Genomic DNA, 26,271 nt, shown 5'->3' with positions numbered 1-26,271 from the left:
GGGCCGCGCTGATGCGCGGCCCCTTTTTGCGTTCAGCTTCCCGCCTTGGAATTGCCGGGCGGGGCTAGCGGATTGACCTGCGCCGGTTCGCCCTTTTCAACCTGCGCGGCGGCATCGGCCGGCACGTCCTGCGGATCGCCCTCCGGCGAGCCCTGCTCCGGCGCGGGCGCGTCGTCATCGTCCTGGTTAGTGGGATGCGGTGCGTCATCCTGCGGCATGGCAACCTCCCGTGCGTGGTGCGAAGGAGGGGAAACGCGCCGGCGCGCTTTCCTATCCCCGGTTCGCGGCGGGATCGACCTTGAGATAGGCGGCGACGGCGGCGGCGCTGTCGCCCACGGCGTCGATCGCTTCTTCCAGCTCCTCCCGCGAAACGTTGAAGCGATAGGTCCAGTACAGCACCGACGCGTCGGACTCGATCGTCACGCGGTCGGCGCGCTGATCGTCATTCATGTGGCAACCCTTCTGACTTTCCGGCCGGATCGTCAGAAGCGCATAAACGAGGCGCTTTTTCCGCTTCCCTTTAGGACAGGGGGTCGGACGCCCAGCGCCTCAGGCGGGCGTAGAGACCGGCGATGACGCCCGCGAAGATCAGGATGGCAAGCGGCACGGCCGAGCCGTTTTCTGCGACTAGCGCGAGCGGCGCGTCGCTGTCCGTACCCGCCACGATGCCGGCGAAGGCGACGCCGAACAGACTTTCGCCGACGATGAATCCGGTCGCCATGAGCACGCCCATGCGCTCGGCGAATTCGGGGCTGGACTGGCGCAGCGCCCAGCGATTGTAGAGATGGCCGACCACCGCGCCGACCGGGATCAGCAGCGTCAGCGCCATCGGCAGGTAGATGCCCATCCCCACGGCAAGTGGCGGCAGGCGCAGCTTGCCGGCGCGACCGAGCGCCTCGTCGATGGCGATCACTACCACCCCGATGCCCGCGCCGATGCCGATAAGGGTCCAATCCAGATCGCCGCCCAGAACGCCCTTCGCCAGCGCGGAGATGAGCGCCGCCTGCGGGGCGGGCAGGGCATTGGCGCCCGCGCCGCTCGCGCCGGCGAAGCCGAAGGCGCTGTTGAGCAGGTCAAGCACCGGCGGGATCACCAGCGACCCGAAGATCACGCCCAGCACAAGCGCCAACTGCTGCTTCCACGGCGTCGCGCCGACGAGCTGGCCGGTCTTGAGATCCTGGAGATTGTCGTTCGAGATGGTGGCGATGCCGAATACGATTGCGGTGGTGAAGAGCGCGTAGGCGATCAGGGCCTGGGTCTGCGTGGGATCACCGCCTGCGCCATAGAGCGCGGCCAGCAGCAGCGACGCGCCGAGCACGGCAAGGATGCCGACCCCGGAGATCGGGCTGTTCGACGCGCCGATCAGGCCGGCCATATAACCGCACACGGACGCGATGACGATGCCCGCGACCAGCACATAGGCAAGCGTCAGGCCGATCACTGGCACCGGATTGGCGGCGATCGGCCCACCCTGCGCGAAGATCCAGAGCAGGACGCCGATGGGGACAAGGCTGGCGAGGATCACGCCGCCGACGATGCCGATCGGCAGGTCGCGCTCGGTAATGTCCAGGCTGGCGGCGTTGCCCGCCTTGCGTGTCGCGTTGGCTACGAGCGCCGAGCGAATACCGCTGACGATCGGCCCCAATATCTTGAGCAGCGTCCAGATCGCCGCCACGCCGATCGTGCCCGCGCCGATGAAGCGCGCCTTCATGCGGAAGGCCGTGCCAACGATCTCGCCCAAGTCGGCACCGGCAGGCAGGGGAGCGGTGAGGTAGGGCACAAGGCCGACCCAGCTGATCAGCAGGCCGATGAACATGGCGACGCCGACCGACAGCCCGACCAGATGGCCGACGCCGATCAGCGCCATCGAGAAGCTGGTCGAGATGGAGGTCGCGCCCGCGCCGAACTGGAAGAAGGTCGCGGCTTCCTCCGCGATCAGCTTCGTCTTGGCGACGATCGAGAAGGTCGCGGCGGCCGCTGCGCTCGCCACGATGGCGGCAAGGCCGCGCCTGTTCTCCTCCAGCCCCTCACGCGATCCGGCGCCGACCTTGAGCACTTCGGCGGCCGCTACGCCCTCGGGATAGGGCAGGTCCGATCCGGTGACGAGCGCGCGGCGCAGCGGCACCGAATACATGACGCCCAATATGCCGCCGAGCGCGATCGTGCAGGCGGACAGCCAATAGGGAAAGCCCTGCCACCAACCGATGATTACGAGGCCGGGCAGCACGAAGATGATCGCCGACAGCGTGCCGGCCGCCGATGCAATCGTCTGGACGATGTTGTTTTCCAGGATCGTGCCGGTCGAAAACAGCCGCAGCACCGCCATCGATATGACTGCCGCCGGGATGGACGTGGCAAAGGTGAGGCCGATCTTCAGGCCCAGATAGACATTGGCCGCCGTGAAGACGAGGGTGATGAGGCCGCCGAGAACGACCCCACGGATCGTCAGTTCGGCCATGGCCTGGCCTGCTGCCTTGTCAGTCGTCACCCTCGCGTCCCCCTGCCTTCTATGCGTTTCGTGCGAACGGTAATAATGTTGCTTGGCCGTGGATCAATCGCAAAGTGGATCAGGAGGCTTTCTGCCCCGCCCGGCCAAGCCACGCGTCGACCAGCCGGGTCCAGCGATCATAGCCCCGTGCGTTCATGTGCAGCCCGTCGGGCCGAAACAGGGATGCGTCGGGCAGGCCGTCGGGCGCCAGCAGGCTGCTGCCGACATCCAGATAGGTGACGTCCATATCCTTGGCCTTCGCAGCGACGGCATCGTTCACGGCGGCCATTTTGGGGCGCAGCGTCCATCGAATCGGGCTGGGCTTGAGCGAAAGGAACGCGATGGGCGCGCGGGGATAGTCCGCCCTCAGCCGCTTGAGCAGGGCAAGCACGTTACGACTGACCGCATCGGGCGGCGTGCCGGCGGCAAGGTCGTTCTCGCCCACATAGACGATCACGGAACGCGGCGAGGCAGGGGGCAGGAGGCGCTTGTAATAATGCAGCACATGCGCAGTGGTCGCACCGCCAAAGCCCCGATTGATGGTTGTGCGGTCGCGGAAGCTGCCTGCTATGTCCCACAGGCGGATGCTCGAGCTTCCCAGGAAGAGGACGCCTTCGCGCACCATCGCGCCGCTATTGTTCGCGCCGGCGAAAGCCTCGATCTCGTTGGAGAAGGGAAAGGCCGGGTCGGCATTGGGCGGCTGCGCCGGCGCCGCCGCCGCCAGCAACGCGCCGGCCAGCAGCAGTGCGCCCGCGCGCCATCGTGCCGCCTTAATGGCGATGGAGCGGGCGGAGGCGATATTTGCCGTTGGCATAGGCGCCGAACATGCCGGTGATGGCGGGGTGGTCGACCGGCTCGTCGCTGTCGTCGGACACCAGATTCTGCTGGCTGACATAGGCGACATAGCTCGACTCGCCATTCTCGGCGAGCAGATGGTAGAAGGGCTGGTGCTTGTCGGGTCGGGCGGCTTCGGGAATCGCTTCATACCATTCCTCGCTATTGGCGAAGACCGGATCGATATCGAAGATGACGCCGCGAAAGCCGAACATGCGGTGCTTGACCACATCGCCGATGCTGAAACGGGCATGGACGATCGGCGGAGCGGTGATGCCGGTGCCGAAAATCTGAGTCACATCTGTCATATCCCTAACTTAGGGAACGGTTGCGCGCAGACAAGAAAAATAGCGGCGCTATGCTTGGCAAGCCGGTTTTCATTCGCTAATGGCCGCCGCTCGACCGGGGATGCAGCGCCGCAAACGGCGCATCGCGGACCTTCTGCGGAGAGGTGGCAGAGTGGTCGAATGCGCCGCACTCGAAATGCGGTGTGCCTTTACGGGTACCGTGGGTTCGAATCCCACCCTCTCCGCCAGTTTTCCTAGAAAATCGCGGGCTTCGCGGGCCACGCCCCATGGCCGGCCGATGCGGCAAAAGCCGGAACGAAAGACCTGGCTCAGGCGAGTGCCTTCAGCCGTTCGCCGATGGCGCGGAGTTCCTCGATGAAGCGGGCGCGTTCTTCGGCGCGTCTGGTTTCGTCGGGGAGGCGGAGGAGGTAGCTGGGGTGGACCGTCACCCAGCCTTCGGCGCCGTTGTCCAGCGGGATCGCGGACCCGCGGGTGCGGCTGATCGTGACCGCCTTGCCCAGCATCGCTCGGGCGGCGGACGCCCCCAAGGCGACGATCAGGCGGGGGCGGACGAGATCGATTTCCTGCCCCAGCCACCAGCGGCACGCCTGAATCTCGCCGGCATCGGGCGACTGGTGGAGACGGCGCTTGCCCTGGCGGACGAACTTGAAATGCTTGACCGCGTTGGTGACATAGGCGCTGCCGCGGTCGACGCCGGCCTGTTCCAGCGCCTGATCGAACAATTGCCCGGCGGGGCCTACGAAGGGCCGGCCGGCCCGATCCTCCTGATCGCCGGGTTGCTCGCCGATGAAGAGGAGGGGCGCGTCGAGCGGGCCTTCGCCGAACACAGTCTGGGTCGCGTCCTGGTGGAGCGGGCAGCGGGTGCAGGCCATCGCCGCGTCGCGGATGCCGGCCCAGACGGTGGCAGCGTTGCCCTGGCGCCTAGGTGGGGTGGGGGCGGTGGCGATCATGGCCGCCTCGCGCGCTTGTGCGCCGGCGATGAGATCGGGGATGAGCGCGGCTTCGGGCAGGTTGCGCCAATATTTCTTGGGCATTTCCGATAGCATCGCCCCGGTCTTGAGCCGGGCGGGGTTGAAGATCGCGGCATAATAGCCCTTCCACAAAGCCTCGACCGGATCGCCGTCGGGGGCGTCGGCGCGCGTTGCGCCCGGTCCTTGCGTCAACGCCTCGCCGTCCCAATGGATGCTGATCTCCGGCGTCAGGATCGACCAGCGCATTGTGGCGAAGCGGCGGACGAAGAAGCCGGCATTGGCGCGGACGATATGATGGTCGGGCTCGAACCAGGCGACGAAGCGGGTTTCCCCGCCTTCCTCGACCTCGCGGAAGCGGACGAAGGCACGCATCTTGTGGATATCGCGGCGCACCGCCTTCGCCAGCACGTCCACGCGGCGGAGCAGCGGATCGGCCTTGTCCTCCATCGTGCCGGGTCGGTCGCGCAGGCGCGTCAGCAGGGCGTAGAGCAGGGCAAAACGTTCAGGGTCGTTGTGCAGGATCGCCTTTCCGGCAAGGTCGATGAAGGCGCGGGGAACCGAGAAGGCGGCGCGGAGCGGCTCTGGCGGGAGCGGATCGGCGGCGAAGAGGTCGGTGGGAACGTCGCCCACCTGCCAGGTCACGTCGGCCGGATCGACCCCCGCCACCGCAAGCCGACGGGCAGCGGTGCGCCAGCCGTCGAAATCGTCCGGGGTGGAGAGGGCGATGCGGTGCATTGCTTCCTAAAGCCCGTTCGGTTCGAGCCTGTCGAGAAGCCAGGGAATCGCTCTCGACAAGCTCGAACCGAACGGATGTTGTGACGGAGTGCTTAGTCCTCTGCCTGGGCGCGTTCCAGTTCGGCGGGTTTGCGTTCGGCGAACTTGTCGCCGAGCGACTTTTCCTCTTCGTCCGTCAAATCCTTGGCCGCGTCCGGGAACATCTCTTCTTCCTCCTCCTCGATATGGTGGAGGTAGCGCTTCTTGAGCTGGGCGAAGGTTTCGCGCCATTCCTTTCCGTTGAACTCCTGCTCCTCCATCTCCTCCAGATAATCCTCGATCTCCTTATGCTCGGAGACGCTATGCTGGGCGTCTTCGCGCAGGTCGGGGCGGGAGAGCATGGTGGCGTAGAGGGTTTCCTCCTCGGCGGCGGCGTGGGCCTTCACCTCGACCTTGAACTGGTCGAACAGCTTTTCCAGCCGGTCGGCATCGTCCTTCGCCTCGTCCATCTTGGCGAAGAGCTGTCGGTGGCTGTCATGATCCTGCTTGAGGCGATCGAAGATGGTGGCGTCGGCCATGGGAGTCCTCCTTAGTTACGGGCGGACAACGATGGCGGGCGCTTTTGGGTCCGAACCTACCCGAAGAGGAAGCGATAGATGATGCCGACGGGTATCCAGAGCAGGGCGCCGACGATGCTGGCGGCCCAGATTTGCGCCACATCGACACGATAGCGGGTGGCAAGGCTGCTTGCCGACAGCGTGCCGCGCTCCAGCATCCGCCAGCGACGCTCAAGCCCGCGCGCGGCGATGGCGTAGCCGCCGATCGCGACGATGATGCCGAGGTGCAGGACCAGCGAGCCGCCCATTTTCGCCACGATGCCGATCTGCGCCAGGCAGAAGACGACCAGCGCGGCGGCGAGATGCGTGCTGATCCGTTTGGCGAAGCTTTTGCGCGGATGCGCGCCGTTGCCGAGTGCGGTCGCCAAGCCGATACTCCCTTCCGAAGACCCCGCAGCAGAGTTTCACGATCCGGCCCGGCGATCAACCCAAAATTACAATTGAGTGAAAAGGTCGAGCTGCCGCGCCGGCGGGGCGAGGCGGGCGCGCAGGTCGGCGCGGTCGGTGAGCGCGAGCGGCCGCCAGTCGGCGGCGATCAGGAAGGGGCGGAGCTTCTTGATCGATGTAGTCAGGCGGGCGATGTCGTCGAGCCGCAGGCGGCGGTGGCGGCGGCTCATGAGGATGCGGTCCACCGCCTTGACGCCGAGGCCGGGGACGCGCAGCAGCGCCTCGCGCGGGGCGCGGTTGACGTCCACCGGGAAGGCGGCGCGGTGGTTGAGCGCCCAGGCGAGCTTGGGATCGATGTCGAGCGGCAGGTTGCCGGTCGCCTGATCGGTCGCCGCCGCAATCTCGCGCGCGTCATAGCCGTAGAAGCGGATCATCCAGTCCGACTGGTAGAGGCGGTGCTCGCGCAGCAGCGGTGGACGCTTCAGGGGCAGGACGGCGCTGGGCGAGGGGATGGGGGAGAAGGCGCTGTAGTAGACGCGGCGCAGCCTGTGCCGGTCGTAGAGATTGCTGGCGCGGGCGATGATGGCGCGGTCGTCGGCGGCGTCGGCGCCCACGATCATCTGGGTGGACTGGCCGGCGGGTGCAAATTTAGGGGCGTGGCGATATTTGCGCCTGGCGTCCCTGGTGTCATCGATCTCGCTTTTGAGATGCCCCATCGCGCCCTCGATCCGGGTGCCGTCCTTTTCCGGGGCTAGGCGCTTCAGGCCGCTTTCGGTCGGCAGTTCGACATTGATCGAGAGGCGGTCGGCGTGGAGACCGGCGACGCGCACCAATTCGGGGTCGGCGTCGGGGATGGTCTTCAAGTGGATATAGCCGCGAAAGTCATGATCTTCGCGGAGCGAGCGGGCGACTTCGACCAGTTGCTCCATCGTGTAGTCGGACGATCGGATGATGCCTGAGGAAAGGAACAGCCCCTCGATATAGTTGCGGCGGTAGAAGCTGAGCGTCAGGTCCACGACTTCCTGCGCCGTGAAGCGGGCGCGGCGGACGTCGCTGGAGCGGCGGTTGATGCAATAGTGGCAGTCGAAAATGCAGCTGTTGGTCAGCAATATCTTGAGCAGCGAGATGCAGCGGCCGTCGGGGGCGTAAGCGTGGCAGATGCCCATGCCCTCGGTCGAACCGATCCCCTTGCCGCCGCGGCTGTCGCGCTTGGCCGTGCCGGACGAGGCGCAGGAAGCGTCGTACTTCGCCGCGTCGGCGAGGATTTCCAGTTTCTGCCGGGTGGTCAGCTGCGCCATGCCGTTCCTGATATGTTCAAAGTGCGCCACTGTCCATGATATGGATCAAGGGTGGCCGAAGGGGCAGGGCAATTTGGACAGCGAGTTGAACAGTTGATTCGCATGTTCGCGATTCTCCTACAGATAAGTCATTGTAAATTATACGGTATTTCTGACCGTGTTGGAGCCTGTTCGCGGACGGGCGTAGGAGAATAGGATTTGGGGGCTGCTGTTTTTGGGAGTTACGCGGGGGCGCGGAGGGGGCTTGGGACAATGTTGGCGCAGAGAGGCAGAGGGCGCTGAGGAGATATGGGCCGGCAAAGCCGGCATCATCCATTCTCCGCGTCCCCGCGTGAAACACATTTTGGTCCTGCGGTCGCGCCGTTATGGTTCGTTGGAGAGGGCGGATCAGGCGGGAGGCGCGGATGGACAGACGGGCATTCATGGGCATTGCGGGAGCGCTGCCCTTTGCAACCAAGGCGGGCGCGGCGTTCGATCCGTTCGCGGTGGTGGAGCCGGTGCGCGCGACGCCCGATCGCATATTCCGCACCACCGTCTGCCTGCGCCCCTTCCGCGCGGCGGGCCCACGCATCGAGGCGGAGCAGGTCGGGCGCAAGCGCGTCGTCCACAATTATGGCCATGGCGGCAGCGGCTGGTCGTTGAGCTGGGGATCGGCGGAGATGGCGGTCGCGCTGGCGCTGGCGGACGGGGTGCGCGACGTGGCGGTGATCGGCGCGGGCGCGCTGGGGCTGACCGCCGCGTTGACGGCGCAGCGCGCGGGCGCGCACGTCACCATCTATGCCAAGGAGCAGTTCCCCTTCGTCCGGTCGGCGCGGGCGACCGGAACCTGGTCGCCCGACAGCCGGGTCGCGATGGAGAAGGCGGTCGATCCCGGCTTCGGCGACCGATGGGAAAGGATGGCGCGGGCGTCCTTTTCCTATTTCCAGAGCCTGCTCGGGATGGCGGGCGATCCGGTCGAATGGACCGATCGCTATGCGTTGTCGGACACGCCGTTCGGCCAGCCGCGCATGGCGACGCCGGAGGTGGAGCGAGAGGATGACTTCCTGCATCTGGAAAGCCGCCTCGCCGACATCATGCCGCGCAGCGTCGATCTGGCGCCGGGGACGCATCCCTTCCGGCCGGCCTATGCGCGGCGCAACAGTTCGCTGACCTTCAACGTCGCCGATCTGATGCGGCAGCTGACGACCGATTTCCTCATCGCGGGCGGGACGATCGTGCCGATGGAGTTTCATGCGCCCGGCGACGTGACGAAACTGAAGCAGCCGGCGATCATCCACTGCACCGGCTATGGCGCGCGGGCTTTGTGGCGCGACGAGAGCATCGTGCCGGTGCGCGGCCAGATCGCCTGGCTGATCCCGCAGGCGGGCGTCACCTATGGCGTCTATTATGGGACGCTCTCGATGCTGGCGCGGCGCGACGGGATCGTCGTGCAGGAGGTCGGCGAGGATGAATGGTTCGGCTATGGCGACGCCAATGAGGAGCCGGACCATGTGGCGGCGCAGGAGTGGGTCAGGCGGCTGGCGGGGTTTTGGAGGTGAGGGGGAGCTGGTCTGAACTTTTCCGTTGATCCTGAGTAGCCATTGAGCGCAGTCGAAATGGCGTATCGAAGGATCCCGCCTTAGCGCGGATGCTTCGATACGGGCCTTCGACAAGCTCAGTCCCTACTCAGCACGAACGGTTATAGGGTTGCATGCTACCGCTCCCGCGTGGCGCTGAACTTCACCTTGGGGTGGCGTTCCTGCTGATAGCCTATGTCCCAGGCGCTGCGGGCCATGAAGACAAGGTTGCCGTCGCGGTCCTTCGCCATGTTCGCGCCGTTATAGGCGACCAGATCCTTGATCGCGGCCTCGTCCCCGCTGATCCAGCGGGCGGTGTCGAAGGGGGAGGGTTCGAGGCCGGCGGCGACCTTGTACTCGGCGTCGAGGCGGGAGATCAGCACTTCCAATTGGAGCTGGCCGACGACGCCGACGATCCACTGGCTACCGATTTCGGGGTAGAAGACCTGGATGACGCCTTCTTCGGACAGGTCGTCGAGTGCTTTCCGAAGCTGCTTGGTCTTGGTGGGGTCTTTCAGTTGCACCCGGCGCAGGATTTCCGGCGCGAAATTGGGCAGGCCGGTGAAGCGCAGGCCCGGCTTTTCGCTGAGCGTGTCGCCCACCCGCAGCGCGCCATGGTTGGGGATGCCGATGATGTCGCCGGGGAACGCCTCGTCGGCGAGTTCGCGGTCCTGCGCGAAGAAGAGGATGGGCGAGTGAACGGCGAGCGGCTTGCCGCTGCCTGAGGGGGTGAGCTTCATGCCGCGGCGGAACTTGCCCGAGACGAGGCGCATGAAGGCGATGCGGTCGCGGTGCATCGGGTCCATGTTCGCCTGCACCTTGAAGATGAAGCCGGTGACTTCGTTCTGGTCGGGTTCGACGGCGGCGGGTTCGGCGGGCTGGGCGCGGGGCGGCGGGGCGTGGGCGGCCAGCGCGTCGATCAGTTCGGTGACGCCGAAGAGTTTGAGCGCCGACCCGAAATAGACGGGCGTCAGGTCGCCCGCGCGGTAACGGGCAAGGTCGAATTCTGCATAGCCGCCCTGCGCCAGTTCGGCTTCCTCGCGCAGGCGGTCGAGCGCTTGCGCCGATAGCAGGTCGGCCAGCTTCGGATCGTCCAAGCCGGAGAGATGCGCTTCCTTGCCCTCATATTCGCGCGAGGGGCCGGTCGGCTGGCGCAGGCGGTTCGTGGCGAAGTCGTATATGCCCTCGAACTCGCCGCCCATGCCGGCGGGCCAGCTCATGGGGCAGACGTCGAGCTGGAGCTGGTCGGCGACTTCATCGAGCAGGCCGAAGATTTCGCGGCCTTCGCGATCCACCTTGTTGACGAAGGTGATGATGGGGACGTTGCGGAGGCGGCAGACCTCGAACAGCTTGCGCGTCTGCGGCTCGATGCCCTTGGCCGCGTCGATCACCATGACGGCGGAATCGACGGCGGTCAGCGTGCGATAGGTGTCCTCGGAAAAATCCTCGTGCCCCGGCGTGTCGAGCAGGTTGAAGGTGATCGTCTCTCCGTCGCGCGTCCGCTCGAACGTCATGACCGAGGAGGTGACGGAGATGCCGCGCTGCTGCTCGATCTTCATCCAGTCGGAGCGGGCGCGGCGATTGGCTCCGCGCGCCTTCACTTCGCCGGCGAGGTGGATCGCGCCGCCTTCGAGCAGGAGCTTTTCGGTGAGCGTGGTCTTGCCGGCGTCCGGGTGCGAGATGATGGCGAAGGTGCGGCGGGAGGGGATGGTCATGGCGCGCCCATATAGCGAATATCGGTGGAGTTCCCAGCCCGTTCTATCTGTGCTCCGAAGTACGCAAGCATCGACCGATGACTGCGCGTTCCTGTTCGCGCAGAGGCCGTCCGTCTCGCGTGAAGATGGCTACGCTTCGGCTGTCTTGCATATCAAGTATCGCGACGCTCAGATGGCGAGCGCTGTTTTCACGCTCCCAATTGCCGACGGCTTGGGCTGTCCACGCCCTGTCCGTCAGTGGCAAGTCGTCCGATAGGCATGTGGCGATATTGTCGCGATCGGCTGTAGTTTTAGCAGAATAAACCAAATGGGATCGTGCGGCCTCGCGTTCTTCGGAATATTCCCGCACCCAAAACAGGAAGACTACAAGCCCCAATATAAGTGCTGCCCATATAGCTGCCGCGACGAACGGCGGCCTTTTGTTCCTCACGGTTCGAAGATTGACATCAGTCATTGAACCAGCGTCACGTCCATGCGGAAGCTGCGGGTGTCGCCGGGGAGGAGGGCCATGATGCCGGGCTTGTCCCAGACGTCGCCGGTGAAGCCGACCGGATCGGCCATGCCGGCCCAGGGTTCGACGCAGAGATAATGGGCGCCCGGCTTTTGCCACAGGCCAAGCCAGGGCGTGTCGGGGAAGTCGATCCGCAGGTGCGGCTGGCCGGGGACGCCCCAGGTGAGGGATCGGCTGTTCAGGTCATCCCAGATGAGGGCGTCGCCCTCGAACAGGGCGTGGTTCGGGGCGAGCGTGTCGCCTTCGACCGGTGAGCGGAAGGGTTCGCGGGCGATGAGGCCGGGTTCGTCGCCGACCTTGCGGATGGGGGCGGGTTCGGGCCTCTCGAAGGTGATGCGGTGATCCTCCACGCCGCCGCCATAGGGGAGCGGCCAGGCGAAGGCGGGGTGATAGCCGAAGGCGAAGGGCATTTTTGCCTCGCCCATGTTGCTGACCGTCGCGGTCATGTGCAGCGTCGGCCCGTCCAGCGCGAAATCCATGTCGAGCCGGAAGTCGAAGGGATAGGCGGCGCGGCTCTCGTCATCAGCGTCGAGGCGCAGGGTGACGCGGGCGTCGGACTGGTGGGCCAGGGTAAAGCATTTGCGGCGAGCGAAGCCGTGCTGGGGCATCGGGAATTCATGGCCGTCAAGGCGATAGATATCGCCGCGCGATCGGCCGACGAAGGGGAAGAGCAGCGGCGCATGGCCCGTCCACCAGCGCGGATCGGCGTCGGTCATGAGGTTGCGGCCGGCGCCGTCGGTCAGCGACCAGAGTTCAGCGCCGAGCGGATTGATGCTGGCGGACAGCGCCGGGGAGACGATGGCGAAATGCGCTTCGGGATCGAACAAGGATGGTGGCTCCGTGAGAGGGACGGCCCTTCTAGCGCGGGGCGGCGGGCCTGTCTCGCACGGCATATCGTTTCGGGCGGGGAACCATGACGCCCCGATGGCGGTTTGGCGGTCAGGGAGACAATCGGATGACCAAGATCGCCATCGCCGCCGCGCTCATGCTGCTCACGCCCGCGCTCGCGCAAGCGCAGGAACAGAAGAGTGAGAGCAAGCAGGAGGAAAAGCGGGACGACACGCTGGACAAGGCCGGCAAGATCGCGACGCAGCCGGCCAAGGATGTGGGCCTCGACAAGGACGAGATCCCGCCGGTGCTGGTGAAGGCGGTCGAGAATCCCTATGCTGCGCCGCCGTCGCGGACGTGCAAGGGGCTGAATGCCGCGATGGCGGAACTGAACGCGGTGCTGGGCGCCGACTTCACCGTGGGCACGCAGGCCAACGAGAACCGCACGGGCAAGATCGCCGAGGCTGTGGGCAAGACGATCGTCAATTCGCTGATCCCCTTCCGCGGCCTGGTGCGCGAGATCAGCGGCGCGGCCCCGGCCGAGCGGCGATTGCAGGCGGCGGTGACGGCGGGGATCGCGCGGCGGGGCTATTTGCGCGGGTTGGCGAGTGCGAAGGGGTGCAAGGTCGCGAGTTGATCGGAGGCTGGCCCAAAAGCCGCTTCCGCCGCCGGCAAATGGCCCTATATGGCGGGCATGACCGATCTGCCGACCATCGCCGACCTTCAGGACGAGTATGAATTTCTCGATGCGGACGACCGCTATCGGTTGCTGATCGACCTGGGGCGCAAGCTGGAGCCGATGCCCGACGCGCTCAAGACCGACGCGACGTTGGTGCGCGGCTGTTCGGCGGCGGTGTGGGTCTATCCGACCGTTCTGGAGGATGGCCGGCTGCATTTCCTGGCCGACAGCAACGCTGCCATCACGAAGGGGATCATCGCGCTGGTGCTGCTGAGCGTGCAGGACCGCGCGGCCGGGGAAATCGGTGCGGCGGATATCGAAGGGACGCTCGCGCCCTTCGACCTCAGGAACCAGCTGAGTTCCAACCGGACCCAGGGCATCCCCAACATGATCGCGCTGATCCGCGAAACCGCCGCGCGCTACGCCTGAGGCAACCTTATCGCGGGTCGAAACATTCTCCCTGCGTAACCAACGCACAAGAGGAGACGAGCGATGCGCGCCATCCTGACGATCGCGGCCGTTGCCGCACTGACGGCCTGTTCGGGCGAGAAGGACAAGGGGCCGACCCAGCGCGAGCAGATCGGCCAGACATGGAAATATGAAGGCGGCGAGGGCGAGAGCGCAAAGGGCGCGAAGGTCGCCTATATCGGCAGCGCCAATGCGGTGCAGACGATGACCGCGCCGGATACCTTTTCCGTTCTGCTCGTGCAGCCGCTCAAGAGCGGTACGGCGGACGTGACCGTCAAGCTGGTGGGCGCGCCCTTCACCTGCGACCTGTCCGATTGCCGCGTGACGGCGCGGATCGACGGGGGCAAGGCCGAGGAATGGAAGGGCCGGGTCGCGACCAATGACGACGGCATCACGATTGCCCCTTCGCAGGGGGCCTATGCCGCGATCCGCAAGGCGAAGACGGTGACGGTCGATCTGGTGGTGGATGGCAAGGCGCAGACCGCGCCTTTCACCTTCAACGTGGCGGGGCTGGATTTGAAGGGGTGACGGCAAGTCGGTTTTGGTTCGCGCAGAGGCGCAGAGTTTTGTTCACGCGGAGGCGCGGAGGCGCGGAGACAAAGAGAGAAAATGAGGCCGCCTTTGGCGGCATTTCACCTTTCTCCGCGGCCTCTGCGCCTCTGCGCGAACATTGTCATTGAGCGTCCCACTCCTCCGTGTCTCCGCGGCTCCGCGTGAACCTGATCACTTTTCTCCCCGCAAGGGCGAGAAGAAGCGGGGCCCCGGCTCATGGCCGGGGCGACGGGGGGGCTATTCCTGTAGCGAGACGCCGGGGCTGCGGGGATCGGCGGCGCCCGTCCAGCGGCCGTCGGGAAGGCGCTCAGCCGCGTTGGCCTTGAGGCCGAGGCGGGTGACGTTGACGCGGTGGCCCAGCTTTTCGAGGGGGGTCTTGAGCGCCTCGCGGTCGGTGCCCTGTTCGAGGACGAGGCCGTCGCCGTTGAAGAAGACAAGCCCCTGCGCGATCGAATCCTGCGTCGACAGGCCCCAGTCGAAATGGGCGATCAGCGCCTTCGCCACCTGCATGATGATGGTCTTGCCGCCCGCCGCGCCGACGGTGAAGACGGGAACGCCCTTCGCGTCATAGACGATGGTCGGCGACATGGAGGACAGCGGGCGCTTGCCCGGCTCCACCCGGTTGGCGACGGGGGCGCCGTCCTTTTCCGGCGTGAAGCTGAAGTCGGTGAGTTCGTTGTTAAGGATCACGCCGTTGGCGACGAGCTGGCTGCCGAAGAAGCTTTCGATGGTGGAGGTCCAGGCGGCGATATCGCCGTTGCGGTCCACGGCGACGAAATGGCTGGTGCCTTCCTCGGGCTGGGGCCTGGCGGGGGTGCGGGGTGGGGCGCCGGGGGGCGTGCCGGGTTTATAGTCGTTCAGCGCCCGGTTGAGGCGGATGAGGGCCGAGCGCTGCTTGAGATAAGCGGAGGAGGTCAGCCCCTTGACCGGCACGGCGACGAAGGCGGGATCGCCCAGCCAGGTTTCGCGATCAGCATAAGCGAGCTGCATCGCTTCGGCGATGACGTGCCAGCTGCGCGGGTCGTCCTTGCCCCATTGCTTGAGCGGGAAGCGCTCGACCATGCCCAATATTTCGAGGACGGTGATGCCACCAGCCGAGGCCGGGGCCATGCCGCAGACTTTCCAGACGCGATATGTCCCGCAGACGGGGTCGCGCGGGATCGCCCGGTAAGCGGCGATGTCGGCCTCCGTCATGGGGACGGGGTTGCGCGGCGCGCCGGTGACGGCGGCGCTCAGCAGCTTTGCGTTCTCGCCGGTGTAGAAGGCGTCGGGGCCTTCCGCCGCGATGCGCTGGTAGAGGGCGGCGAGCGGCGGGTTTTTGAGGGTCGTGCCGACCGGGGGCGGGGCGCCGTTCACCCAGAAGAGCTTCTGAATCTCGGGGAAATCGGCCCAGACCGTTTGCGTGGCCCGGAGCGCGGTGGCGGTGCGTTCGCCGAGCTGAAAGCCATCGCGCGCGTAGCGGATCGCGGGCTGGAACAGGTCCGCCCAGGGGAGCTTGCCCCATTTGGTGTGCGCGTCCCACGCCATGCGGAGGTTGCCGGGGACGCCGACCGAATAGCCGCCCGGCCAGGCGTCGCGGAAGGAAAGGGGCTTGTCGTCCTTCATGAAGCGATTAGGGCGGGCGGCAGCGGGCGCGGTCTCGCGGCCGTCGAGCGTTTCGAGCGCGCCGGTGCGGCCGTCATGATGCAGGATGAAGCCGCCGCCGCCGATGCCGCTGTTGTGCGGCTCGACCACGCCCAGCGTCAGCATCATGGCGATGGCGGCGTCGGTCGCGCTGCCGCCTTGGCGCAGGATTTCCTGTCCGGCCAGCGCCGCGCGCGGATCGGCGGCGGACACGGTTGCCGAGGGCGGGATGCGCGTGCGGGCGGCGGCAGGGACAGGAACGAGGGCGAGGAGGGCGAGCGGGGCCAGCAGGCCGGGAAAGCGGAAGGTCATGGCCAGCACGATAGCCGCACGGGTGCGCGCCGCAAGAGCGGGGTTCTGCTTCTTTCCCTGCGGCATCGTATGCCTCACCGCCCGGCGCAGCTATCCCCTTCGCCCGCCACCAGATCCAGGCAGCGCCCGTCAATCTCGCCCGCCGGCACCGGCAGCCCGATCACCGCCGCCAGCGTCGGCAATATGTCCACCGTCTCGACGCCCAGCGGCTGCTCGAACGGCCGCATCCCCTTGCGCCAGAACAGGATCGGCACGCGGCGGTCGGTGTCCCAGGGCGATCCGTGGGTCGCGACATAGCCTTTGGTCGGGTCCGGGATTGGCGTGACGCGCGGCTTGAGCAGCAGCAGGAGGTCGCCCGAGCGGGCGGGATCGAAGCTGGCGCGCGCTTCCTGCAACAGGCTCCAGCTTTCGGGCGGGCCGGAGGGGGCAGGGGCGGCGGCGATTTCCGCCTTGGTGAAAACCCGCTCGACCTGAGGGTGGGCGCGCAGCAGCTTGAGCGTCTCGGCCTCCACGCGGGCGCGCTGCGCGGCGTTGAGCCCCTTGTCGAAATAAAGGTCGCCCGCCGGCCCGTCGCCCCAGATGAGCTTGCGCCCGGTAAGTCCGGTTCGTTCGCCGATGGTCGCCGACAGCGCCTTGGGCGTCAGTGCCGGATCGACCCGCGCCTCCATCGGCATGGCATTTTCGCGGTGCCGCTCGGGCAGGTCGTGGCCGCCATGGTCGGCGGTCAGAACGACCATATAGTCGATCCCGTCACGATCGAGCCGGTCGAAGAAGGCGCCCAGCTCCTTGTCCAGCCGATCGATCTGGATGCAGCTTTCGGTCCCTTCGGTGCCGTAGGTGTGGCCGATATAGTCGGTCGCCGACAGGCCTATCGACAGGATGTCGGTCTGCGCCTGCTTGCCAAGGCCCATGCTCTCGACCGCGGCCGCCGCCAGCACCAGCGTGTAGGCGTCCTGCTCGGACGAGGCGCGGAAGACTTTGTAATCCCCCGCCTCGCGCGCGAAGCGGCCGGTGCCCACGGTCTTGCCCGCGCCGATCGCGACGGGAAAGTCCCGCGCCGCGCATTGCGGCGGCAAGTCATAGCCCGCGCTCGGCCGGGCCAGTTGTTCGGCCAGCGCCGCGTTCACCTTCGCCACCAGCGGCGGGATGGCGACCCCCTTGTAGCTCACAAAGCCCTGCGCGCCGCCCAGCCACCATGTCTGGTCAGCGGTCGGGCCGCCCATCATGATCGCCGCGCGGTCCTTGCCCGCCACCGACACCACCCGCGTTGCGGGGTTGGCGATCTTCATCCGGCCGCCCAGCGTCGGCACCTTGAGGTGGACGGGCGAGGCGACATAGGCGTCGCTGTTCGTCCCCGGCTGCGTCTCGTCCTCGGCGCAATAGACCGCCTTGTCGTCGCGCGCGGTCGACAGGTCGAACCAGGTGTTGGCGATGATGCCGGTGCGCGACGGGCGGCTGCCGGTCAGGATGGTCGAATGGCCGGGGCAGGTTTCGGTCGCGGCATGGCTCTGATAGCCGCGCGGGAACACCGCACCCTGTTCGGTGAGGCGCTTCAGGCCGCCGCTATAATATTGGCGATACTCGCTGAACAGGTCGCCGGAGAATTGATCGACGCTGATCGCGACGATGAGTTTGGGCGGGGCGGCGGGCGTGGCGGGGGTCTCTTGCGCCATTACGGGGATGGCTGTGGCGAACAGGAGGGCGGCGGCGAGTGTCTTCATCATATCATCCCACTAAAATCCTCCCCTGAAAGGGGAGGTGGCAGGCGCGCAGCGCCTGACGGAGGGGTGTCCTGCTCTCGACAGGGCGACACCCCTCCACCATCGCTCCGCGATGGTCCCCCTCCCCTTGCAGGGGAGGATGGGGATCATCGGAGCGTCGGCACTTTCAGCAGCCTTGACGGCGAATGCAGCTGGACCTAGCCCCCATTCACCCAGCCGACCAGAGGCCCGATGCGGATTTTTCAAGTCATTGTCATGACAGTCGCTCTGCTGGCGGGGATACCGCTCGCGCAGGCGCAGGGCGCCTTCGGCGGCGGTCCGGCGCATATCGCTGCGCGGCTGGTGGCGGAAAGCGGTGCGCCCAGGGCCGGCGAGGGGACCACCATCGCCTTTGCCATGACGCCGGCGAAGGGCTGGCACGGCTATTGGGAAAATCCGGGCGACGCGGGCCTGGGCATGACGGTCGAATGGACCCTGCCCAAGGGCGTGAGCGTCGGCGCGCTGCGCTATCCGGTGCCCGAGACGCTGCTGATTTCGGGCCTGATGAACCATGTCTATGAAGGCCCCTATGCGGTGCTGGCGAGCCTGAAGGTCGCACCCGATGTCGCGCCCGGCACCCGCCTGCCGGTGCGGGCGAAGGCGAACTGGCTCGCCTGCACCGACAAGGTGTGCGTGCCCGAAAGCGGCGACCTCGCGCTCGACCTGGTCGCGGGCGAGGGTATTGTTTCGGATACGCAACGTAGTCGGTTCGATGGGTGGCGCACCCATCTGCCCCGACCGCTGGGTTCGGAAGCGACTTATGCGGTGAAGGACGGCAGGCTGCGCCTCGCCATACCTTTTCCCGCGAGCGCGCAGGCGTCCGATATTCATGTCTTTCCACTCGCCGAGGGGCTGGCGCGCTATGCCGCGCCGCAGATGGTGTCGCGCGAAGGCGACCGGTTGGTCATCGAGACCGACGCCGCCGAAGGGCATAAGGGCGGCACAACGCAGGCGGTGCTGCGGACCGGCGACCATGTCGGCTTCCTGCTGACCGCCCGGCCCGGCGTCGTTCCCGGCGCGGGCGGGGCGTCGCAATGGTCCGCCATCCTCGCCGCGCTGGGCGGCGCGATCCTGGGCGGGCTGCTGCTCAACATCATGCCCTGCGTCTTTCCGATCCTGGGGTTGAAGGCGATGAAGCTGGCGAAGGCCGGCGGCGACGAGCGCGTCGTGCGGCGGGAGGCGCTGGCCTACGCGGCGGGCATCATCCTCACCTGCCTGGCGCTGGGCGGGCTGCTGCTCGGCCTGCGCGCGGCGGGCGGCGCGGTCGGCTGGGCGTTCCAGTTGCAAGACCCGCGCATCATAATGGCGTTGCTGCTGCTGGTGACCGCCATCGCCTTCAACCTTGCCGGCTTGTTCGATCTGGCCGCGTTCGGCGGTGGCGAGGGGCTGGCGGGCAAGGGCGGGCTTTCCGGCGCATTCTGGACCGGGGCGCTGGTCGCTTTCGTCGCGACGCCGTGCACCGGGCCGTTCATGGCGGCGGCGATGGGGGCGGCGCTGCTGCTGCCGCTGCCCGCCGCGCTGGCGGTGTTCGCGGGGCTGGGGCTTGGCCTTGCGCTGCCTTTCCTGCTGCTCGCCTATGTGCCGGCGCTGCGCCAGCGGCTGCCGAAACCGGGGGCATGGATGGGCCGGGTTCAGAAAATCCTCGCCGTCCCGATGTTCCTGACCGCGCTCGGCCTCGCCTGGCTGCTTGGGCAGCAGCGGGGCGTGCCGGGCATGACCATCGGCCTCGGCGCGGCGCTGCTGCTGGCGCTGCTGCTATGGTGGCTGGGTGGGCGGCAGCGCGCGGGCAGGGGGGGCGGCCTGATCGCGGCGCTCGCGGCGCTTGGGCTGCTCGCCGGCGCGGCTGTCGCGCTTCCGGCCAAGGCTCCGGCCGCGCAGGCGACGGGCGATTCGGCGGTTCCGTTCGCTGCTGCGGAACTGGACAAGCTGCGCGCCGCGAACAAGCCGGTCTTTCTTTACTTCACGGCCGACTGGTGCCTGACGTGCAAAGCCAACGAAGCCGCCGCGATCGACCGGGCCGAAACCCGCGCCGCGTTCGACAAGGCCGGGGTCACAGTGATGGTCGGCGACTGGACCAATGCCGATCCCGCGATCACCCGCTTCCTCGAAAGCCAGGGCCGGTCGGGCGTCCCCCTCTATCTCTGGTATGCGCCCGGCAAGGCAGCGCAGGTGCTGCCGCAGTTGCTGACGGTTGCGACGCTCACCGATCTGGTGCGCTGATGGCGAAGCTGCGCGCCGACCAGCTGCTCGTCGACAATGGCCTGGCCGAAAGCAAGGCGCGCGCCCAGGCGCTGATCCTCGCCGGCCTCGTCTATCTGGGCGACAAGAAGGTCGAGAAAGCGGGGCAGCAGGTGGCGGCCGACTCGGTGCTGGACGTGCGCGGGCGCGACCATCCCTGGGTGTCGCGCGGCGGCATCAAGCTCGCCCATGCGATCGACGCCTTTGCCATAGACGTGACGGGCATGGTGGCGATCGATGTCGGCTCCTCGACCGGCGGCTTCACCGACGTGCTGCTGACGAACGGCGCGGCGCGGGTCTATGCGGTCGACAGCGGCACCAACCAGCTCGCCTGGAAGCTGCGCGCCGACGATCGCGTCATCGTCCACGAACAGACCAGCGCGCGCATCCTGACCGACGTTCATGTGCCTGAGCCGGTCGACATCATCGTGTGCGACGCCAGTTTCATCAGCCTCTCCAAGGTGCTGGAGCGGCCGATCAGCTTCGCCCGCCCCGGCGCGCATCTCGTCGCGCTCATCAAGCCGCAATTCGAGGCGCGCCGCGAGGAGGTGGGCAAGAATGGCGTGGTGCGCGATCCCGCCGTGCATGAGAGGGTCTGCGCGCAGGTGCGGGACTGGGTGGCGGAACAGGGCTGGACCGTCGCGAGGATAACAACCAGCCCGATTACCGGGCCGCAGGGCAATATCGAATTCCTGCTCCACGCCCGGCTTGGCGGATAAGCCGGCAAGGTTCGTTTTCACCGCCGATACCATTTGATACAGGGTGGCACAAAGGGCCGGCTTGTATCCTTTCCCAAGGCCCGATAGCCCGCCACCATGCGTTCCCTGTTGCTTTTCCCCGCGATCCTGCTCTGCCTCGCCGGCTGCGGCGGCCAGCCCGACCGCAAGCCGAGCGCCCCGCCGCTTGTCAGCGCCGCGCCGATCGCGCGCGCGACCTTCACCGACGCGATCGAGGCGGTGGGCACCGCGCTCGCCAACGAACAGGTGGTGCTCTCCGCCCCGGTGACCGAGCGGGTGGAGTCGCTCAACTTCGCCGATGGCGGCTATGTCGGGCGCGGCCAGGTGGTCGCGCGCATGGCAGTGGCGCAGGAACAGGCGGAGCTTGCCGCCGCGCAGGCGCAGGCGCGGCAGGCGCAGCAGCAGCTCGACCGGGTGCAGGCATTGAAGGCGCGCGGTTTCGCCACCGCCGCCTCGCTCGACCAGCAGCTCGCGCTCGCCAATGCGGCCAAGGCGGCGGCCGACCAGTCGCGCGCCGCGATCGGCGACCGGGTCATCCGCGCACCCTTTTCCGGCTATGTCAGCCTTCGCACCATATCGGCGGGCGCGATCATCCCGGCGGGCACCGCGATCGCGACAGTCAGCGATGTGAGCCGCATCAAGCTGGACTTCACCGTGCCCGAAACCCGGCTGGCGATGATCCGGGAGGGGATGCCGATCCGCGCCCTGTCGGCCGCTTTCCCCGCCCGGCCCTTCGCCGGCACGATCGCCACCATCGATCCCGTCATCGATCCCGCGACCCGTGCGGTGCGGGTGCGCGCGATCCTGCCCAACCCCGATCGCGCGCTGAAGCCAGGCATGTTGCTGACCGTCACCGTCGCCGCGCGCCAGCGCCAGTCGCTCGCCGCGCCCGAACTGGCGGTGGTCGGCGATGGCGAGGATCGCTTCCTCTTCGTGCTGGAAGGGCGGGAGGCGAAGCGGGTGAAGGTCGATACCGGCATACGCCAGAACGGGCTTGTCGAAATCACCGGCGGGGTGAAGCCGGGGCAGCGGATCGTGACCGAGGGCGTCGTCAAGCTGCGCGACGGCGCCAAGGTCCGGCTGGCGGGGGACAAGGCGGAACCCGCAGCGCCCAAGCGCGCCGGCTGACACGCGATGCAGCTGTCCGACCTTTCCGTCCGCCGCCCGGTGTTCGCCGCCGTCGTCGCGGTGCTGCTCTGCATCGTCGGCGTGGTCGGGTGGCTGAGCCTCTCCGTGCGCGAATATCCCGATACCGATCCGCCGATCGTATCGGTCGAAACCAGCTACACCGGCGCGGCCGCATCGGTCGTCGAAACCCGCATCACCCAGCTGATCGAGGATGCGGTGGCGGGCGTGCAGGGGATCGAGACGATCACCTCCACCTCGCAGGACGGCACGTCCAACATCAACATCGAATTCGATCCCTCGCGCGACATCGACAGCGCCGCCAACGATGTCCGCGACCGGGTGGGATCGGTGGTCGAGGATCTGCCGGAAGACGCGCTGGCACCCGAAATCCGCAAGGTCGATTCGGATGCGCGTCCGATCCTGTTCATCGTGTTTTCGCGGCCGGGATGGTCGCCGATCCGCATCAGCGATTATCTCGATCGCAATCTGGTCGATCGCTTCGCCGCGATCGACGGCGTCGCCCGCGTCAATATCGGCGGGGAGGCGCGCCCGTCGACCCGCATCTGGTTCAACGCGGAAAAGCTCGCCGCCTTCGGCATGACCCCGGCCGATGTCGAAAATGCGCTGCGCAACCAGAATGTGGAATTGCCCGCGGGCCGCTTCGAATCGCGCGATCAGAACCAGACGTTGCGCGTCGAACGCCCCTATTCGACGCCGGACCAGTTCGCCAATCTCGTCATCGGACGCGGCGCGGACGGCTATCTGGTGAAGCTGGGCGACGTCGCCCGGATCGAGGAAGGCGCGGAAAACCGCTACAGCAGTTTCCGATCCAACCAGGGCACGGCGGTGGGCCTGGGCATCATCCGCCAGTCGGGCGCGAACACGCTGGAGGTGGCGCAGCGCGCCAAGGCGCTGATCAAGGAACTGGAACCGACCCTGCCGCAGGGGATGCGGGTCGCGATCGGCACCGACGAGTCGCTGTTCATCGAGCGCGCGATCGAGAATGTCTATGACACGCTGATCGAAGCGGCCCTGCTCGTCATCCTCGTCATCTTCCTGTTCCTGGGGTCGGTGCGCGCGACGCTGATCCCGGCAGTGACGGTGCCGATCTGCCTGCTCGCGACCTGCGCGGTGATGTGGCTGCTCGGCCTCTCGATCAACCTGCTGACGCTGCTCGCCTTCGTGCTCGCCATCGGCCTGGTGGTGGACGACGCGATCGTGGTGCTGGAGAATGTCTATCACCGCGTCGAGCAGGGCGACGATCCGCTGGTCGCGGCGTTCCTGGGCACGCGGCAGGTGGGCTTCGCGATCATTTCAACGACGCTGGTCGTGTGCGCCGTGTTCGTGCCGGTGATGTTCCTGGCCGGGCAGACCGGCCTCCTCTTCCGCGAACTTGCGATCGCGATGATCGCGGCGATCGCCTTTTCCGGCTTCATCTCGCTCAGCCTCGCGCCGATGCTTTGTTCCAAGCTCCTGAAGACCGCCGAGCGCGGGCGTCTGGCGCGCTGGGTGGATGCGCGGTTCCAGCGGCTGGAGGGCGGCTATGCGCGCTGGCTCGACCATGCGATCCGTCGTCCGCTGCTGCCTCTGCTGGGCGTGCTGTTGTTTCTGGGGATAGCCGGCTTCCTCTTCACCCGCCTGCCGAGCGAACTTGCCCCGGCGGAAGATACCGGCGTGGTCGAAGGGCAGATCAGCGCGCCCGAAGGCACCGGGTTCGACCGGATGATGGCCTATATGAAGAAGATCGAGGACGATCTCGCCTTTCTGCGCAAGGACGGAACGCTCCAGAATCTCGTCATCCGCACGCCTTCCGGCTTCGGTTCGACCGACGATTTCAACGGCGGCAACGTCATCGCCTTCCTGCGGCCCTGGGAGGATCGCAGCATCACGACGAGCGAAGTGGCCGCGATCGTCAACAAGGTGATCGCCGACCAGCCGGGGGTGCGCGGCAATGTCGCGCCGCGATCGGGGCTGGGACGGGGGCGCGGGCTGCCGGTCAATATCGTGCTGGCGGGATCGACCTACGAAGGGCTGGCCGCCGCGCGCGACCGGATCATGGCGGCGGCGGCCGACTATCCCGGCCTCATCAACCTCGACAGCGACTACAAGGAATCGAAGCCGCAGATGCGGATCGAAACCAACCTTGCCCGCGCCGGCGACCTCGGCGTATCGGTGAACGACGTCAGCCAGGCGCTGCAAAGCCTGCTGGGGTCGCGCCGCGTCACCACCTATGTCGACCGGGGCGAAGAATATCGCGTCCTCGTCCAGGCGGAAAATGAGGGGCGCGAGACCGTCGCGGATCTGGAGCGGATCAACGTGCGCAGCCGCACCGGCGCGCTGGTGCCGCTGTCGGCGCTGGTGACGGTGCGCGAGGTCGCCGGCCCGCGCCAGCTCAACCGCTACAACAAGCTGCGCGCCATCACCTTGTCCGCAGCGCTGGGTCCGGGCACCTCGCTTGGCAACGCGCTCGGTTGGCTGGAAGAACAGGCGCGGCAGTCGCCCGAAGTGCTGGCGATCGGCTATCGCGGCGAAAGCCAATCTTTGCGGGAAACCGGCAGCGCGATCTGGCTGGTGTTCGCCCTCACCATCCTGATCGTCTTCCTGCTGCTGGCCGCCCAGTTCGAAAGTTTCATCCACCCCGGCGTCATCATCGCCACCGTGCCGCTCGCCGTTGCGGGCGGGGTGCTGGGGCTGGCGATCACCGGGGGCACGATCAACCTCTACAGCCAGATCGGCATCGTCATGCTGGTCGGCCTCGCCGCCAAGAACGGCATCCTGATCGTGGAGTTCGCCAACCAGCTGCGCGATGAAGGGCTGGAGGTCGCGGCGGCGATCCGCGAGGCGGCGAAGCGCCGGCTGCGCCCGATCCTCATGACCTCGATCGCGACCGTCATCGGCGCGGTGCCGCTGGTCATCCGGGGCGGGGCGGGGGCGGCGGCGCGCCAGTCGATCGGCGTGGTCGTGGTGTTCGGCGTCAGCCTGGCGACGCTGATCACGCTGTTCCTGATCCCGATCTTCTATTCGCGCGTTGCCAAGCGGACGGTTTCTCCGCAAACCGTCAGCCGAAAGCTGGAATCGGCACTGAAGGATTCGCCCGAGCCGGCTGAATGAGTGACATGCGTGGGGAGTGTTGCTTTCGATGAACGAGATTGCGTCCCAAGGTCAGTTGCGCCTGGCCTATCTGCGCTGGGCGCTGGTCACCGTGCCGGCGATCGTGTTTCTGGGGTTTCTGTCGGGGCAGCTTGCCAATAGCGGCTATGGCAACCGCTGGTTCGACGCGCTGGACAAGCCGGCACTGATCCCGCCCGGCTGGGTGTTCGGGGTCGCCTGGACCATCCTCTATATCCTGATGGCGCTGGCCTTCGCGATCGTCCTCCATGCGCGCGGCGCGAAGGGGCGGGGGGCGGCGATCGCGCTGTTCCTGATCCAGCTTGTCATGAACCTCGCCTGGTCGCCGCTTTTCTTTCGCGCGCATCAGGTGGGGAGCGCGCTGCTCCTGATCCTCGCGCTGTTCCTGGTGGTGGCGGCGACGACGGCGCTGTTCTGGCGCATCCGCCGGCTCGCGGGGCTGCTGCTGATCCCCTATCTCGCCTGGCTGGCCTTCGCTTCCTACCTCAATTACGAGATCGGCCGGCTGAACCCCGATGCCGAGACCCTTGTCGCACCCGCGCTGCGAACCCAAGTACGTTAGAGAGCGGCGCAGCATCGCGCCCACATGAGGACAAGAACAATGCAGAGCGAGAACCGCTTTTTCGACGATCTGGCGAAGCTGGTGAACGGCGCCGCCGGTACGGTGGCGGGCGTGACCCGCGAGTTCGAGTCCAACGCCCGCGAGCGCGCGCGCGAATGGATCGGCGGCCTGGACTTCGTGTCGCGCGAGGAATTTGACGCGGTCAAGGCGCTGGCGGCGGCGGCGCGCGAGGAAGTGGAGCAGCTCAAGGCCCGTATCGAAGCGCTGGAAGGCAAGGGCGGCACGGCCTGACCCCTTGCCGTTGCGATCCGTCTGTCCTTTGGCCGCATGCGATGATAAGGCGCGGCGATGATGGATAGCGACGAATTCGAACATGGCGGTCAGGAAGCCGCGCCGATCGACATGCTGGCCGCCTATTTCGAAGCGCATGGCTGGAGCTTCGATCAGGTCGGGGACGACGAGATCGTCGGCAATACCCAGGGGTCGTGGGCGCAATATGAGCTGCGCGGCATCTGGCGCGACGAGGATCAGGTGCTTCAGCTGCTCGCCATGCCCGACATAAGGGTGACGGACGAGAAGCGCGCCACCATCTACGAGACGCTGGGCCTCATCAACGAGCAGCTGTGGATCGGCCATTTCGAGCTGTGGTCGTCGAGCGGCATCATCCTGTTCCGGCATGGCGCTTTGCTGGGGGCGGGCGGCACGCTGACGCTCGATCAGGCGCAATTGCTGGTCGAAACCGCGATCGATGAATGCGAGCGCTTCTATCCGGTGTTTCAGTTCGTGCTGTGGGGCGGCAAGTCGCCATCCGAAGCCATTTCCGCCAGCCTGATCGAAACCCGCGGCGAGGCCTGAT

The 26,271-nt window shown here is 66.9% G+C and carries 24 protein-coding genes and 1 tRNA gene; 12 read left to right on the top strand and 13 right to left on the bottom strand.

Annotated features, from left to right (window positions below; genetic code table 11):
• Positions 1 to 32: 32 nt before the first annotated feature.
• From ACETPF_RS09410 to hspQ, 5 genes are all read right to left on the bottom strand, one after another.
• The gene (locus tag ACETPF_RS09410) at positions 33 to 218 is read right to left on the bottom strand and encodes a hypothetical protein (RefSeq protein WP_373934186.1); all 186 of its coding nucleotides are present in this window, start codon (positions 216 to 218) and stop codon (positions 33 to 35) included.
• Positions 219 to 270: 52 nt separating this feature from the next.
• The gene (locus ACETPF_RS09405) at positions 271 to 450 is read right to left on the bottom strand and encodes a DUF3606 domain-containing protein (RefSeq protein WP_373934185.1); all 180 of its coding nucleotides are present in this window, start codon (positions 448 to 450) and stop codon (positions 271 to 273) included.
• 70 nt (positions 451 to 520) lie between these two features.
• Positions 521 to 2,458, bottom strand: a complete 1,938-nt coding sequence (locus ACETPF_RS09400; RefSeq protein ID WP_373934306.1) for an OPT family oligopeptide transporter — start codon at positions 2,456 to 2,458, stop codon at positions 521 to 523.
• 109 nt (positions 2,459 to 2,567) lie between these two features.
• Positions 2,568 to 3,302, bottom strand: a complete 735-nt coding sequence (locus ACETPF_RS09395) for a GDSL-type esterase/lipase family protein (RefSeq protein ID WP_373934184.1) — start codon at positions 3,300 to 3,302, stop codon at positions 2,568 to 2,570.
• Positions 3,259 to 3,630: a heat shock protein HspQ gene (gene hspQ / locus ACETPF_RS09390; RefSeq protein WP_373934183.1), complete on the bottom strand. Its 372-nt coding sequence runs from the start codon at positions 3,628 to 3,630 to the stop codon at positions 3,259 to 3,261. The genes ACETPF_RS09395 and hspQ overlap by 44 nt, the downstream gene beginning before the upstream one ends.
• Positions 3,631 to 3,767: 137 nt before the next feature.
• On the opposite strand from hspQ, the gene ACETPF_RS09385 reads away from it, so the two are divergent.
• Positions 3,768 to 3,857 (top strand) — tRNA-Ser (locus tag ACETPF_RS09385).
• An 81-nt stretch (positions 3,858 to 3,938) separates the two neighbouring features.
• On the opposite strand, the gene ACETPF_RS09380 is transcribed toward ACETPF_RS09385, so the two are convergent.
• From ACETPF_RS09380 to ACETPF_RS09365, 4 genes are all read right to left on the bottom strand, one after another.
• On the bottom strand, positions 3,939 to 5,336 hold the full coding sequence (locus tag ACETPF_RS09380; RefSeq protein WP_373934182.1) for a UdgX family uracil-DNA binding protein: 1,398 nt from the start codon (positions 5,334 to 5,336) through the stop codon (positions 3,939 to 3,941).
• Between the two features lie 92 nt (positions 5,337 to 5,428).
• Positions 5,429 to 5,893, bottom strand: coding sequence for a hemerythrin domain-containing protein (locus ACETPF_RS09375; protein WP_373934181.1), 465 nt, complete (start codon positions 5,891 to 5,893; stop codon positions 5,429 to 5,431).
• A gap of 56 nt (positions 5,894 to 5,949) precedes the next feature.
• Positions 5,950 to 6,300: a hypothetical protein gene (locus ACETPF_RS09370; RefSeq protein ID WP_373934180.1), complete on the bottom strand. Its 351-nt coding sequence runs from the start codon at positions 6,298 to 6,300 to the stop codon at positions 5,950 to 5,952.
• A gap of 66 nt (positions 6,301 to 6,366) precedes the next feature.
• Positions 6,367 to 7,617, bottom strand: a complete 1,251-nt coding sequence (locus ACETPF_RS09365; protein WP_373934179.1) for a putative DNA modification/repair radical SAM protein — start codon at positions 7,615 to 7,617, stop codon at positions 6,367 to 6,369.
• Between the two features lie 404 nt (positions 7,618 to 8,021).
• Here ACETPF_RS09365 and ACETPF_RS09360 point away from each other — a divergent pair, with 404 nt between their 5' ends.
• Positions 8,022 to 9,155: an FAD-dependent oxidoreductase gene (locus ACETPF_RS09360; RefSeq protein WP_373934178.1), complete on the top strand. Its 1,134-nt coding sequence runs from the start codon at positions 8,022 to 8,024 to the stop codon at positions 9,153 to 9,155.
• A 155-nt stretch (positions 9,156 to 9,310) separates the two neighbouring features.
• Here the strand turns inward: ACETPF_RS09360 and ACETPF_RS09355 are convergent, their stop codons facing one another.
• On the bottom strand, positions 9,311 to 10,888 hold the full coding sequence (locus ACETPF_RS09355; protein WP_373934177.1) for a peptide chain release factor 3: 1,578 nt from the start codon (positions 10,886 to 10,888) through the stop codon (positions 9,311 to 9,313).
• Between the two features lie 450 nt (positions 10,889 to 11,338).
• Positions 11,339 to 12,226 (bottom strand): aldose 1-epimerase family protein, encoded by an 888-nt coding sequence (locus ACETPF_RS09350; protein ID WP_373934176.1) that lies wholly within the window; start codon positions 12,224 to 12,226, stop codon positions 11,339 to 11,341.
• A 128-nt stretch (positions 12,227 to 12,354) separates the two neighbouring features.
• Between ACETPF_RS09350 and ACETPF_RS09345 the strand changes: the two genes are divergently transcribed.
• From ACETPF_RS09345 to ACETPF_RS09335, 3 genes are all read left to right on the top strand, one after another.
• The gene (locus ACETPF_RS09345; protein WP_373934175.1) at positions 12,355 to 12,864 is read left to right on the top strand and encodes a hypothetical protein; all 510 of its coding nucleotides are present in this window, start codon (positions 12,355 to 12,357) and stop codon (positions 12,862 to 12,864) included.
• 48 nt (positions 12,865 to 12,912) lie between these two features.
• A complete protein-coding gene (locus ACETPF_RS09340; RefSeq protein ID WP_373934174.1) occupies positions 12,913 to 13,335 on the top strand; it encodes a SufE family protein in 423 nt (140 codons plus the stop codon).
• A 63-nt stretch (positions 13,336 to 13,398) separates the two neighbouring features.
• On the top strand, positions 13,399 to 13,902 hold the full coding sequence (locus tag ACETPF_RS09335; RefSeq protein WP_373934173.1) for a LolA-like protein: 504 nt from the start codon (positions 13,399 to 13,401) through the stop codon (positions 13,900 to 13,902).
• Positions 13,903 to 14,163: 261 nt separating this feature from the next.
• Here ACETPF_RS09335 and ggt read toward each other — a convergent pair whose 3' ends face one another.
• Both ggt and ACETPF_RS09325 read right to left on the bottom strand, forming a co-directional pair.
• Positions 14,164 to 15,861 (bottom strand): gamma-glutamyltransferase, encoded by a 1,698-nt coding sequence (gene ggt, locus ACETPF_RS09330; RefSeq protein WP_373934305.1) that lies wholly within the window; start codon positions 15,859 to 15,861, stop codon positions 14,164 to 14,166.
• A gap of 74 nt (positions 15,862 to 15,935) precedes the next feature.
• The gene (locus ACETPF_RS09325; protein ID WP_373934172.1) at positions 15,936 to 17,585 is read right to left on the bottom strand and encodes an alkaline phosphatase family protein; all 1,650 of its coding nucleotides are present in this window, start codon (positions 17,583 to 17,585) and stop codon (positions 15,936 to 15,938) included.
• 228 nt (positions 17,586 to 17,813) lie between these two features.
• Between ACETPF_RS09325 and ACETPF_RS09320 the strand changes: the two genes are divergently transcribed.
• The 7 genes from ACETPF_RS09320 to ACETPF_RS09290 all read left to right on the top strand — a co-directional run bounded on the left by ACETPF_RS09320 (position 17,814) and on the right by ACETPF_RS09290 (position 26,270).
• The gene (locus ACETPF_RS09320) at positions 17,814 to 19,841 is read left to right on the top strand and encodes a protein-disulfide reductase DsbD family protein (protein ID WP_373934171.1); all 2,028 of its coding nucleotides are present in this window, start codon (positions 17,814 to 17,816) and stop codon (positions 19,839 to 19,841) included.
• Positions 19,841 to 20,578, top strand: coding sequence for a TlyA family RNA methyltransferase (locus tag ACETPF_RS09315; RefSeq protein ID WP_373934170.1), 738 nt, complete (start codon positions 19,841 to 19,843; stop codon positions 20,576 to 20,578). Before ACETPF_RS09320 ends, ACETPF_RS09315 begins: the two co-directional genes overlap by 1 nt.
• A gap of 96 nt (positions 20,579 to 20,674) precedes the next feature.
• Positions 20,675 to 21,724 (top strand): efflux RND transporter periplasmic adaptor subunit, encoded by a 1,050-nt coding sequence (locus tag ACETPF_RS09310; RefSeq protein ID WP_373934169.1) that lies wholly within the window; start codon positions 20,675 to 20,677, stop codon positions 21,722 to 21,724.
• Positions 21,725 to 21,730: 6 nt separating this feature from the next.
• The gene (locus ACETPF_RS09305; protein ID WP_373934168.1) at positions 21,731 to 24,835 is read left to right on the top strand and encodes an efflux RND transporter permease subunit; all 3,105 of its coding nucleotides are present in this window, start codon (positions 21,731 to 21,733) and stop codon (positions 24,833 to 24,835) included.
• Positions 24,836 to 24,863: 28 nt separating this feature from the next.
• Positions 24,864 to 25,415: a TspO/MBR family protein gene (locus ACETPF_RS09300; protein WP_373934167.1), complete on the top strand. Its 552-nt coding sequence runs from the start codon at positions 24,864 to 24,866 to the stop codon at positions 25,413 to 25,415.
• 39 nt (positions 25,416 to 25,454) lie between these two features.
• Positions 25,455 to 25,706: an accessory factor UbiK family protein gene (locus ACETPF_RS09295; RefSeq protein WP_373934166.1), complete on the top strand. Its 252-nt coding sequence runs from the start codon at positions 25,455 to 25,457 to the stop codon at positions 25,704 to 25,706.
• 57 nt (positions 25,707 to 25,763) lie between these two features.
• Complete coding sequence (locus ACETPF_RS09290; RefSeq protein ID WP_373934165.1) at positions 25,764 to 26,270, top strand: type III secretion system chaperone family protein; 507 nt, start codon at positions 25,764 to 25,766, stop codon at positions 26,268 to 26,270.
• Position 26,271 lies beyond the last annotated feature (1 nt).

The organism is Sphingobium agrisoli, from assembly GCF_041877245.1.
In the GTDB taxonomy this organism is placed as follows: Bacteria; Pseudomonadota; Alphaproteobacteria; order Sphingomonadales; family Sphingomonadaceae; genus Sphingobium.
The sequence above is the reverse complement of the archived record's forward strand: the minus strand, read 5'-3'. Positions and strand labels throughout refer to the sequence as shown.